This is a genomic window from Hyalangium gracile (assembly GCF_020103725.1).
Classification (GTDB): domain Bacteria; phylum Myxococcota; class Myxococcia; order Myxococcales; family Myxococcaceae; genus Hyalangium; species Hyalangium gracile.
Genome location: NZ_JAHXBG010000016.1, coordinates 22,260 through 34,466, shown reverse-complemented (window position 1 = coordinate 34,466; position 12,207 = coordinate 22,260). Strand labels below are relative to the sequence as shown.

8 protein-coding genes are annotated in these 12,207 nt (G+C 68.3%); 6 read left to right on the top strand and 2 right to left on the bottom strand.

Going from position 1 to position 12,207, the window contains the following annotated elements; translation table 11 throughout:
• Positions 1 to 5: 5 nt before the first annotated feature.
• Together KY572_RS28975 and KY572_RS28970 are read right to left on the bottom strand one after the other, a co-directional pair.
• Positions 6 to 959, bottom strand: coding sequence for an ATP-binding protein (locus KY572_RS28975; protein WP_224246234.1), 954 nt, complete (start codon positions 957 to 959; stop codon positions 6 to 8).
• Between the two features lie 54 nt (positions 960 to 1,013).
• Positions 1,014 to 1,655, bottom strand: coding sequence for a hypothetical protein (locus KY572_RS28970; RefSeq protein ID WP_224246233.1), 642 nt, complete (start codon positions 1,653 to 1,655; stop codon positions 1,014 to 1,016).
• Positions 1,656 to 1,935: 280 nt separating this feature from the next.
• Here KY572_RS28970 and KY572_RS28965 point away from each other — a divergent pair, with 280 nt between their 5' ends.
• The 6 genes from KY572_RS28965 (at position 1,936) to KY572_RS28940 (ending at position 12,095) form a co-directional block, all read left to right on the top strand.
• Positions 1,936 to 5,502 carry a tetratricopeptide repeat protein gene (locus KY572_RS28965; protein WP_224246232.1) on the top strand — a complete coding sequence of 1,189 codons (3,567 nt, stop codon included), beginning with the start codon at positions 1,936 to 1,938 and terminating at the stop codon, positions 5,500 to 5,502.
• On the top strand, positions 5,502 to 6,950 hold the full coding sequence (gltE, locus tag KY572_RS28960; RefSeq protein WP_224246231.1) for an adventurous gliding motility TPR repeat lipoprotein GltE: 1,449 nt from the start codon (positions 5,502 to 5,504) through the stop codon (positions 6,948 to 6,950). The genes KY572_RS28965 and gltE overlap by 1 nt, the downstream gene beginning before the upstream one ends.
• Positions 6,951 to 7,076: 126 nt before the next feature.
• Positions 7,077 to 7,340: an adventurous gliding motility protein CglF gene (cglF, locus tag KY572_RS28955; RefSeq protein ID WP_224246230.1), complete on the top strand. Its 264-nt coding sequence runs from the start codon at positions 7,077 to 7,079 to the stop codon at positions 7,338 to 7,340.
• 74 nt (positions 7,341 to 7,414) lie between these two features.
• Positions 7,415 to 9,370 (top strand): adventurous gliding motility protein GltG, encoded by a 1,956-nt coding sequence (gene gltG, locus KY572_RS28950; RefSeq protein WP_224246229.1) that lies wholly within the window; start codon positions 7,415 to 7,417, stop codon positions 9,368 to 9,370.
• Positions 9,371 to 9,481: 111 nt separating this feature from the next.
• A complete protein-coding gene (gene cglE / locus KY572_RS28945; protein ID WP_224246228.1) occupies positions 9,482 to 10,117 on the top strand; it encodes an adventurous gliding motility protein CglE in 636 nt (211 codons plus the stop codon).
• Between the two features lie 13 nt (positions 10,118 to 10,130).
• On the top strand, positions 10,131 to 12,095 hold the full coding sequence (locus tag KY572_RS28940) for a DEAD/DEAH box helicase (protein ID WP_224246227.1): 1,965 nt from the start codon (positions 10,131 to 10,133) through the stop codon (positions 12,093 to 12,095).
• Positions 12,096 to 12,207: the final 112 nt, after the last annotated feature.

Below are 12,207 nucleotides of genomic sequence, written 5' to 3'. Positions count from 1 at the left end.
GCGCCTCAGCGGTGCGCGCGCATCTTCGCCGGGGCGTGGTGCCCGCGCATCTCGCCCTGCTGCCGGGCGCGCCGGTGGTCCGGCGTGTCCTTGGGCAGCTCCACGAAGGTGCACATCTCGCAGAGCCGGCTGTAGATGCGCTCGCCCACCCGCTCGCGCAGCAGCTCCGCCTCTCGCAGCACGTTCTTCGCGTCGTCGGTGGACTGGTAGCCGCTCACCGCGCGCGTCACCTTGCGCTCGGGCTCCAGCGAGTAGTTCGTCGCGAACAGGGTGGTGCGGTTGGCGTTGTAGCGCCGGGCGATGAGCTCATCCATCGTCTCCAGCTCGAACTGGCTGCCGCGCCCCTTGCCCAGCTCGTCGATGGCCAGCACCTCCACCTCGGACAGCGGGCCGATGATCTCCCCGCCGCTCTTGCCCTCCTGGAAGCCGCGCCGGATGGTGGCGTAGAGCAGGGAGATCTCGATGTAGCGGGTCTCCACGCCCAGCTCCAGCACCAGGTGCGCCAGCGTGGCCGCCAGCAGGTGCGTCTTGCCCGTGCCCACCGGCCCGCTGAGGATGAAGCCCTTGTTGGTGCCCTTCTTGTCGTAGTGGTGGGCGAAGTGCTGCGCCACCGTCTTGGGCCGGTTGTGGGCGTCGTCGATGGGGCGGTAGTTGTCGAACGTGGCGTGGGCCAGCACTCCGGGCAGCCCCACCTCGTTGTAGCGGGCCACCCGCCGCGCCCTCAGGGTGCACGCGCAGGGCGCCAGCACGTCGTACTTGCGCGGGCCCACCTTCTTGCTGAAGGTGGCCTCCTGCTGGATGAGGTTGTGCCCTCGTCCGCCGCACACCTTGCACTCCACCGAACAGTCGCAGATGCGCGCATGCGCGCGGTCTCCCTGCCGCTCGATGAGGTACGTCCGTCCCCCGCACACGCCACACGCACCGCCACTGCCCTTGGTCCCCATGTCGGAGCGATCCATAGCAGTCCCCCCCTGAGCCGGACTTCTGAGCAGGCGTTCAGGTGTCTTCATGGGTCAGGCCTCTTTCATCTCGAGCGAGCGGCGCACGAGCGCCAGCAGCCGGAAGCGCCGTCCCACCCGGCGTGATCGCGCGGACATGCCCTGGCCCTCCGTCGCGCCGCGGGCCTCGCGCCACAGCTGGCTCCGCTCGGAGAGGGGCAGGGCGCGCAGGAGCGCCAGGAAGACGAACCCCTCCTGGGCATCCAGCTGCGCCGGGTCAGCGGGCGGCGAGGCGAGCACCTCCTCCAGCAGCCGCCCTACCCGGGGCATCAGCTCCGGGCGACGCTCGGCCAGCCGCTCCAGGGACGTCCGCAGCCGGGCATGTCGGGTCTCCTCCCAGGTCAGCGCCCGGCGTCGCCGAGGACTCTCCGTCTCACCCGCGCTGCGCTCCCGGTACTTCTTGATCTCGGAGGCCACCTGCCGCTGGCACGCGCGCAGGCTGCGCAGCACCGGCTCTCCGGGCCGCGCGTCCCACAGCGCCTTCTCCGCCGAGCGCTGGATGCCGCGCGCCACCACCTCGAAGGGAACGCCCTCTCGCGCCCAGGACGTCAGAAGCTCCGTATCCAATGCGGAGAGCATCAGCCCCGCTCCGCGCACGGCGAGAAAGTAGTCCTGCACCAGCTCCTCGAAACTGGCGCCTTCGGGCAAGAGACTCATGATCGGGTTCGCATCGCAGGGTAGAGCAGCCAGGCAGACGAGCGCTACCCCACCCATAACCTCCCAGGCCGACATGGCAGCCAACCCAACGCATTCCACACAGCGGTTCTGGAAGTTTTCCGGCCAGCTTTCCCCCACCCCGGCGGCCGAGCAGGTTCAGTTGACCGCCCTTGCCGGCTCTGCGCATAGTGGCGCCCCTCGAATGGAAATTCCTAAAGAGTCCCGGCTACTTGCCCGGCAGGCAAGCGTCCAGGACCGCACGTTCCGGGATAGGAGAGACATGCGTCGCTCGCTCCTCGTCGGCCTGCTTCTGCTGGCCTCGGTCGCCTCCGCGCAGGGGAAGAAGACCCCTCGCGAGGCCAATCTAGGCAAGAAGTCGGCCACCACCATTGACAAGTCACTCGCCGGCGACATCTCCCGCAAGAAGGAGAAGGAGCAGCAGGCCCCCGCCATGCAGTACGACCAGTTTCGACTGGGCGTGGAAGTGCAGGTGGCCTCCAAGCGGCGCGAGCAGATCGAGTCGCTGAAGAAGATCATCGAGCTGTCGCCCGACCAGGCGGAGGCTCCGGGCCTGCTGTTCCGCCTGGGCGAGCTCTACTGGGAAGAGGCCAAGTTCCACGAGTTCGAGGCGAACCGGAAGGACGACGAGCTCATCAAGGCCATGAACCGCAACGACGCCGCGGGCCAGACGCGCGCCAAGGCGGAGAAGGCGGAGCTGCTCGCCAAGTCCAAGGAGTACGGCCGGGCGGCGATGGCGCAGTACACGAAGATCGTCCAGGAGTACCCGAACTTCGATCGCAGCGACGAGGTGCTCTTCTTCCTGGGCCAGTTCCTCATGGAGGACGGCCAGGACAAGAAGGCGCTGGTCGTCTACGAGCGCCTGGTGAAGAAGTACCCGAAGTCCAAGTTCGTGCCGGACGCGTGGCTGGCCTTCGGCGAGTACTACTTCAACAACTCCAAGGGCAAGCGCCCGGAGCTGGAGCGCGCCCTCGAGGCCTACAAGCGCGCCGCCGAGTACACCGACAGCCAGGTCTACGCCTACGCCCTCTACAAGCAGGGCTGGTGCTACTTCAACATGGCCGACTACCCGGCCGCCAAGGACAAGTTCAAGACGGTGGTGCTCTACGGCGAGCTGGCCGGCGCCGCCATCGAGCAGGACGGCAAGGCCAAGGGCAAGAGCGGCCTGGCCAAGGAGGCCCGCGCCGACTACGTGCGCACCTACGCGCGCGACGGCGACGTGATGCAGGCCCGCGACGACTTCAGCAAGGTCGCCACCAAGCCGGAGGACCGCTTCGCGATGATGCGGCAGCTGGCCAACCTCTATTACGGCGACGGCAAGGACCGCGAGGCGGCCATCACCTACAACGCCCTCATCAAGGAGAAGCCGCTGTCGCCCGAGTCTCCGGGCTTCCAGGCGAAGATCGTCGACTGCGTGCTGCGCATGGGCAACAAGGAGCGCACCGTCGCCCAGGTGCGCCGCCTGGTGAAGATCACCAAGGAAGTGGAGGCCTCCGGCGTCATCAAGGAGGACAAGGACAAGCGGCTGCTGGAAGAGGCCAACGAGCTGGCCGAGCGCACCCTGTCCAACCTCGCCGTCACCTGGCACAACGAGGCGCGCAAGACGCGTGACGAGGAGACGTTCCGCTACGCCGACAGCATCTACGGCGACTACCTCACGCTCTTCCCGGAGAACCCCAAGGCGTACGACATGCGCTTCTTCTGGGCGGAGCTCCTCAACGACAACCTGAACAACTACGAGAAGGCCGCCGTCAACTACACCCTGGTCGTCCTCCAGGACGCCAAGGTGATGGACGCCAAGGACGACAAGGGCAACCCCAAGCCCGGCAAGCCCGGCAAGTGGCTGCCCAACGCCGCCTACAACGCGGTGCTCGCCTATGACGAGGTGGTGAAGGCCGCCGAGGAGAAGGGCACCCTCAAGCCGCCGGACACCTCGGACATCAAGAAGAAGCAGCAGATCGCCGAGCCGAAGAAGGGCCTGCTCGAGGCGTGCGAGCGCTACCTGAAGTACCTGCCCAAGGCCGACAAGCGGGTGGAGATCGCCTTCAAGGCGGCCAACATCTACTACCGCTACAACCACTTCGACGAGGCGGTGAAGCGCTTCAGCGAGATCGCGCTCAACTACCCCGAGCACAAGTTCGAGAACGGCGAGAAGGCCGGCGAGGTGGCCGCCAACCTGGTGCTCGACTCGTACAACCTGCAGAAGGACTACGCGAAGGTGAACGAGTGGGCCCGCAAGTTCTACGCCAACGACAAGCTGGCGGTGGGCAAGTTCCGCGAGGACCTCTCCAAGCTCATCGAGCAGTCCTCGTTCGCGCTGGTGGCGCAGCTCGAGGAGAAGAAGCAGTTCTCCAAGGCGGCCGAGGCGTACCTGAACTTCGTCAAGGACTTCCCGCAGACGAGCATCGCGGACCAGGCGCTCTACAACGCGTCGGTGGACTACTTCAAAGGCAAGCAGCTGGACAAGGCCATCGAGGTGCGCCAGGCGCTCATCTCCAAGTACCCGCGCTCGCGCTTCGTGCCGGACTCCATCTACGCCAACGCCGAGGCGCTGGAGGCCATCGGTGACTTCGAGCAGGCGGCCAGCACCTTCGAGCTGTACGTGAAGGGCTACGAGCGCAGCCTGAACGAGAAGGGCGCGCCCAGGTCCAAGCCCAAGAAGCAGGCCAGGAAGGACGACGGCGACGAGAAGAAGGAGGAGAAGCAGAAGTGGGAGGAGTCCAAGGCCCAGGTCGCCCTCTTCAACGCCGCCACCTACCGCGAGGGGCTCGGGCAGTACAAGCAGGCGCTCAAGAACCGCGAGCACTACCTGGAGCTGTGGCCGAAGACGAAGGACGCCGAGCAGATCTTCCTGTCCATCGTCTCGCTCTACGAGAAGACCGGCGCCTACGGCAAGGCGATGAAGATGCTGGAGGAGTACGAGCGCGACAACATCCGCTCGCCCAGCAAGGTGCTCACCGCCGAGGGCCGCATCGTCGACATCTTCGAGAACAAGCTGAAGAAGCCCCGCGACACCGCGCGCCTCTACAACCGCATCCTCGAGTACTACGAGAAGCTGCCCAAGCGCACGCAGAAGGAGCTGGAGAAGACAGCCGTGGCCCCGGTGGCCCAGGCGCAGTTCCTCAGCGTGGAGCCCGACTGGCGCGAGTACCTGCGCATCAAGCTGACGTGGGGCCGCCCGGCCGACCCGAAGAAGTTCAAGGAGTCCATCGCCGAGAAGAAGCGCGCGCTGGACGTGGTGCAGAAGAAGTACATCCAGACGGTGGCCTTCGGCGCGCCGCAGCCCGCCATCTGCGCGCTGCACCGCATCGGCATGGCCTACCACGAGTTCGCCGACCGGGTGAGCAACGCCCCCATGCCTCCGGGCATCGATCCGGAGACGGAGGCCGCCATCCGCGACGAGTTCTCCAAGCAGGCCGAGCCCCTGCGCGCCCAGGCCACCGAGGCCTTCGCCAGCGCGGTGACCAAGAGCCGCGAGCTGGACTTCTTCAGCAGCTGCACGAAGGAGAGCCTGACGATGCTGCGCGACACCTACGCCCCGGAGCAGTTCCCGCAGGTGCAGGAGGAGCGCGTGGCCCTGAAGAAGGGCGCGGACCTGGCGCTCGGCGGGGATCTGCTCGCCGCCATCCAGGATGTGCCCGAGCCGGTGGTGCAGGACGAGCCCACCGCCCAGGCCAAGGCCGAGGAGATCCAGGAGGATCTCACCGACCTCACCAAGAAGCTGCGTGAGCAGACCGCCACCGACGTCTCTCGTCCGGCGACGGCTCAGGACGGCGCGGCGCCCAAGAAGGCGTCCGCCGATGATCAGGAGCCGGAGGACTTCCTCTAATGATGACCTCGACTCGATTCCTCCGTACCTCACTGGGGTTGGTGGCCGCGGCGCTGCTGGCCTCCGGCTGCACCTCCTCCACGGCCGCCGGCCCCACCGGCCCCAAGGCGAGCGCAGGCCCGAAGCCGGCCACCTCCAAGCCGGCCGAGGCGCCGACCATCTCCAACCGCGCCAAGCTCCTCTTCGAGGACGCGGTGAAGGCGATGGACGCCCAGAAGAAGAGCAAGGCGATGGACTTCCCGTCGCTGGAGCGCAAGTTCAAGGCCGCCCTGGAGGCGGACCCGAACCTGGCCGAGGCCGACTACAACCTGGGCGTGCTCGCCGAGCGCCAGGGCAAGAAGGACGAGGCCAAGGGCTGGTACCAGTCCGCGCTGAAGAAGAAGCCCTCGCTGCGCCAGGCCTCCGAGAACATGGCCGTCATGGCGCAGAACGCGGGGGACATCTCCGGCGCGGTGGCGCTGTACCAGGACGTGCTCAAGCGCTACCCGGACGACGCGGCCAGCCGCGCCCGCCTGGCGGAGATCTACCGGCAGACCGCCGACCACGACAAGGCGATGGAGTTCGCCCGCGCGGCGCTGATGCGCGATCCACAATCCACCACCGCGCTCAAGGTCATGATGCGCAGCTACCTGGACCGCAAGCAGCTCGCCATGGCGAAGCTGGTGGCCCTGCGCGCGATGAAGATCGACAACAACGATCCCGAGCTGCACCACACCGTGGGCCTGCTGCTCCAGCAGGAGGGTGACGCGGACGGCGCGATGCTCGAGTTCAAGCGCGCGCTCGAGGTTCGCGCCGACTACCTGCCCTCGCACATCCTGCTGGCGCAGATGGCGCTCGAGGCCGAGGACTACCCCGGCGCCGAGGAGCACCTGCGGAAGATCCTCCAGGCCGGCAGCAAGAACGCCGCGGCCCACCTCAACCTGGGCGTGGCCTACAAGGGCCAGGGCCAGTTCGACAAGGCCATGCAGGAGTACGACGAGGCGGAGAAGCTGGACCCGAACCTGGCCGCCATCTACCTCAACCGCGCCATCATCCTTCACCGCGCCAAGGACGCTCCGGAGCGCGCCGTGGAGCTCTACAAGAAGTACATCGGCATGGCCGGCGGCGACGTGGCGCTGAGCGCCGAGGCGCCCGTCTTCGGGCTGATGCGTGAGGCGGAGGCCGTCATCCAGGCCAAGGCCGACGCCAAGCGCGCCGAGGACCAGGCCAGGCAGATGGAGGCGCTCCAGAAGCAGCAGCAGGACGAGCTCAAGAAGAACGAGGGCAAGGCCCCTCCGCCCGCCGGCGCGGCGGCCAACCCCGCGGCGGGGGCCGGCGAGCCTCTCGAGGATCCCACCGGCGATCTCCCGTCCCCGGGCCAGGAGCAGGGCACCCCTGCTCCGCAGAATTCCCCTGGGCAGAAGAATCCAGCCAAGGTGGATCCGAACGAGCCGACGGACGAGTTCTAGTCAGCAGTCGGGATGTAGGTGCGGCCCCTGGAGTAGCGGGGCCGCTCTGAATGATGCGAATCTAGGAAGCCTGATTTACTGGAAGTGGTGGACGAGCGGGCGTCTCAAGCCCGCGAGGAGACGGTGATGCGGAAGCTCTTGGCGCTGTGCGTGATGCTGACGATGGCCCCGGCCTTTGCCCAGGACGAGGCGAAGGGAGGCGGGGGCGAGGGCAACGTGCGCTACAACAAGACGCAGACCATCGACTTCGAGGACGACACCATCGAGGGCGACCTCACCAAGCCGGATGGCGAGTACGTGGAGGCGCGCAAGAAGGTGCGCCACTCCAACCTCATCCGTATCCGTGAGGACTTCCAGGACAAGGTGATGCAGTCGGTGGGCGAGCTGTAGCCCGCGAAAAAATCGCGGAACCTTCCGCCACGCACGCTGTCTGTCATCACGGGAAAGTCTACCGGGAGCCGTAAATGGCCGTTCCTCTGACACTCAAGGTCTTCAAGGGCGAGAGCCTGGTCAGCTCGAAGGATTTCGAGCGCGACATCATCAAGATTGGCCGTCTGTCGTCGGCGCACCTGTGCCTGGATGACGAGAAGGTCAGCCGCATCCACTCCGTCATCGAGGTGTCTCCGGACGGCTCGCTGTCCATCATCGACATGGGCAGCGTCGAGGGCACCTACGTCAACGGCAAGCGCGTCAACAAGGGCAAGGTCGCCTTCGGGGACGAGATCCGCGTGGGTGGCACCACCATCCGCCTGGAGAACCCGGCCGCCGTGGCCGCGGTGAACCTGGCGGCCGCCGTGTCCAGCTCGGACGTGACGACGAAGATCGAGCTGCCGGTGCAGGACGCCCAGGTGGCCGCGCAGCTGGCCCAGGCCGCCGCGGCGCCCGTGACGGCCGCTCCGGTGGTGGCCGCGCCCGTGGCCGCTCCGGTGGTCGCGCCCGCTCCGGCGATGGATCCGTCCTTCGCCGCCACGGAGCAGAACGCGGTGGTGGCGCCGGTGGCCGAGGCTCCGGTCGAGGCCGAGCCCCGCGTGCGCACCGTGCGCCGCACGAAGGCCAGCGGCCCGCTGGGCGCCTCCATCCGCTTCATGTGGGGCGACCAGCGCGTGGGCGAGTTCTTCCTGGCTCCGGGCAAGAAGAAGAGCCTGACCGCGGGCAGCGCCGCGGGCGTGGACTTCGTCATGGGCGACGCCAAGCTGGGCAGCCCGACCATGGAGGTGGCGCGCACCGACGGCCAGTCCTTCAGCGTCTGCTTCAGCGGGAAGATGAAGGGCGAGCTCATCCGCAAGGGTGAGACGATGGAGCTCCAGGCCGTCATCGAGTCCGGCAAGGCCAACAGCGACGGCGGCAACTACGCGCTGACGCTGGACCCGGATGACTTCTTCTGGGTGGACCTGGGCGGCGTGACGATGGAGGTCCTCTTCCAGCCGGTGCCCAAGAAGGTCTACGTCCCGCTGGCGGACTCGGTGGACTACCGCGCGCTGAACATCTTCCTGCTGATGTTCTTCGCGGGCACGATGTTCGTCATCAGCGCGATGAACCGCAGCGGTGACGGCGACGAGTTCGCCGACGAGCTCAACGGCAAGGACGCGCGCCTGGCCAAGCTCATCATCAAGCCGCCGGAGACGCAGAAGAACAAGTTCCTCGAGAAGCTCAAGGAGCAGAAGGCCGAGAAGAAGAAGGCCGGCGAGATGGCCGCCAAGCAGCGCAACGAGGAAGGGCAGATGGGCAAGAAGGACAACACGCCCAAGACCCAGAATCGCACCGCGCCGCAGGGCCAGAAGGACAAGAAGGACGAGGCGCGCGCCCTGACGGCGAAGATCTTCGGCGGCGGCAAGGGCGGCGTCTCCACCATCTTCGGCAACGCGGGCCTGGGCGGCGAGCTCAAGAGCGCCATGGGCAACATGTTCGGCGCCAAGGCGGGTGACTCGGGCGGCTTCGGCGGCCTGGGCATCCGCGGCAGCGGCGGCGGTGGCGGCGGCACCGGTGACACCATCGGCATCGGCGGCATCGGCACCAAGGGTCGTGGCGGCGGCACCAGCAGCTACGGCTCGGGGGTGGGCGTGCTCGGCGGCAAGCAGAGCGTGGACGTGGGCATCACCTCGTCGGAGCCCATGGTCATGGGCTCGCTGGACAAGGAGCTCATCCGCCAGGTCATCCAGCGCAACCGCAGCCAGATCCGCTTCTGCTACGAGAGCCAGCTGACCAAGTACCCGAAGCTGGCCGGTAAGGTGGCCGTCAAGTTCGTCATCAACGCCGAGGGCCGGGTGGTGTCCTCCGAGGTGGCCCAGTCCACCGCGAGCAACGCCGAGCTGGAGAGCTGCGTGGCTGGCCGCGTGCGCACCTGGCAGTTCCCCAAGCCCAAGGGCGGCGGCGTGGTGATCGTCACCTACCCGTTCATCTTCAAGGCCTCGGGCGAGTAAGCCGGGGCTGCTGAAAAATTGTAGTAGGGAAGCGGGCGGGCTCGGCATCGGGTCCGCCCGCGTCGCTTTTTAGGCGCCAGGTGCTTCTGGCGCGATAACGTGATGACCAGCATGAAAGCTCTTGCGTCCCTTGCTCTGTTCAGCGTGCTCGTCGTGCCGACGCTCGCGCGTGCCCAGCAGTCCCCCGCCGCCAACAATCCGGTGAAGGACCGACCGGCCGAGACGTTCAACGAGATCGAACGTGGCCTGTACTTCCTGGTGCAGGGCGGTCCCTCGTTCCTCGTCAACGCTCCGGCGGACACGGGGCCGCGACCGTTCTCCTCGGGACAGGCGGCCCACGTGGAGGTGGGCATCGACATCGGCGAGCGCCTGTCGCTGGGCGTGTTCGTCCTGGGCACCGCCAACCGCGCGGGCTCGGACTACGTGGGGAACTCGGGCGGCGCGGCTTCCGGTGACTTCTCCAGCATCGTGCCCGGCGTGACGATGCGCGCGCATCTGGTGGGCTTCGCCGACAATCAGGAGGTCAAGCGGACCTTCATCTACGCGCGAGCGGGAGCCGGCTTCGCGATGTTCTCTCCGAAGCTGCTGTTGCCGGACTCCGACATTCTGGTGTTCGCCGGGCCGGGAGTGGAGTACTACACGCGGTTGCGCCACTTCTCGGTGGGCCTCGAGGTGACAGGCAGCTATCTGATCTCCTCGGGAACAGTCGGGTTCGCGCTCATGCCGAACCTCAAGTACGCGTTCTAGTCGGGAGACACACGTGCCTCAGGAGAATGGAAGCGGTGGGCCGCGCGGTGGTGGTGGGCGCGGCCGGGACGGAGGACCTGGCCAGGGTCCCCGCCGCGAGGGTCCGGGTGGCTTTGGCGGTCGTGAGGGTGGCTTCGGAGGCCGCGATGGCGGCCGTGGCCGGGGGGATGGTCCGGGCCGTGGCCGGGGGGGCCGTGGCCGGGATGAAGAGCGGGCCAGCGGGCCGGGGCACCGCGTCATCGTCGAGCTGAGCGTCCTCGAGAAGGCGCTCTCCAAGAACGACTTCGCGTCGCAGAAGGGGCCTCTCGAGGCCATCGTCCGCGCGCTGCGTCCCATGCGGCTCAAGTCGCTGGAGGACCTGGACCTCAACACGCGCGGCCGGCTCATCACCACGCTGCTGCGCGTGCAGCGCCAGCCGAAGCCGCCCGCGCCCGAGGCGGCGCCCGCTGCTCCGGCCGAGGGTGCGCCCGCGGGTGAGGCGGCGGCTCCAGCGCCCGAGGCGGCGCCTGCCGAGGCTGCGGCCCCCGCGGAGGGTGCTGCTCCCGCCGAGGGCGCTGCTCCGGCCGAGGGTGCGGCCCCTGCCGAGAGCGCTGCTCCGGCCGAGGGTGCGGCTCCGGCCGCTCCCGCCGCGGACCCGGTGCGCGAGAAGTACGTCGCCTATACGGATGTGATGTACCTGGTGGGCCAGGCCTGGCGCGCCGCGGGGGACCGCGAGCGAGCCGAGGTGGCCTTCGCCGCCAGCGGCCGTCAGCCGGGCCCCGAGCAGGAGGAGCCCGTGCGCGCGGAGGCCGAGCGCCGTGAGCGCCCCGAGCGTGGCGATCGTCCTGAGCGCGGTGAGCGCCGCGAGCGGGGGGAGCGTCGCGAGCGTGGCGACCGTCCGGAGCGTGGCGAGCGCCGTGAGCGTCCGGAGCGGGGTGAGCGCCCCGAGCGTGGCGAGCGCCGTGAGCGTCCGGAGCGTGGCGAGCGCCCCGAGCGCAAGCCGATGCCGGAGCTGACCGGCGACTGGTCCGAGCAGGCGAAGCAGCTCGAGGCCATGGGCCGCACCCGGGACGCGGGGCGGCTGCACGAGCGCAACAACTCCTTCACCGAGGCCATCCGGCTCTTCGAGGCGGGCGGGGACGTGAAGAGCGCGCTGCGCTGCGCGGTCGAGGGCAAGGACCTGGACGCGGCCCGGCGCCTCGTCTCGGGCCTGCCCGCGGACCAGATTGGCCCCACGCTGGAGAAGGCCGGGGCGTACGAGCTCCTCATGGAGCACTACGTCGGCAAGGGTGACTTCGAGAACGTGGCGCGGCTGTACGAGCGGGCCAGGCAGTTCGACCAGGCAGCGCTCGCGTACGAGCGGGCCAACAAGCTGACCCAGGCTCGCAAGTCCTACGAGCGCGCGCGGGACATGGCCAGCGCCAACCGCGTCCGGGGCCTCGAGGTGAAGTCTCTGGTGGAGCGTGGCGATCGGCTGGGGGCGGCGACGCTCCTGGTGGCCGCGGGCCAGAATCGCGAGGCCGTGGAGGTGCTCAGCCCGCTGCCTCCGCCCAAGGCGTTCCACTTCATGCAGCGGCTCAAGCTCGAGGAGGAGGCCAAGGCGCTCGCTCAGCGCGAGCTGGCCCGCGCCGAGGAGGAGAAGAAGCCGGCCGGGCGTGCCCGGTGGCTCGAGCTGCTGGGGCAGACCGCCGAGGCGGCGGAGGCCTGGGAGCAGGCCGGGCGCAAGGAGAAGGCCCTCCCGCTCCACGAGCAGCTGGGCAACCTGGCGCGCGCGGCTCAGCTCGCCGAGGAGCTCCAGCAGCGGGCCAAGGCCGTGGACCTCTACACGCGGCTCAATGATGCTGCGGGCTTGGAGCGGGCCAAGGCCCTCCCTGAGACGCCTCCAGCTCCTGCTGGCGGGGCCCACAAGGACTCTGCGTCCGAGTCCGAGTCCGGTACCGAGTCCCCATCCGATTCCGCCCCTCCTGCCTCCTCGCCTGGGGAGCAGGAAAGTCAATAGTTCTCGCCGGTTGGCGAGCTTTGCGCGATTGCCCGGGGACGCTCACGATCGCTAGAGTCTCACCCCTCTAGCGCCTCCGTGCGGTTGCGCTCCCTTTCCCGCGAGGCCCGCT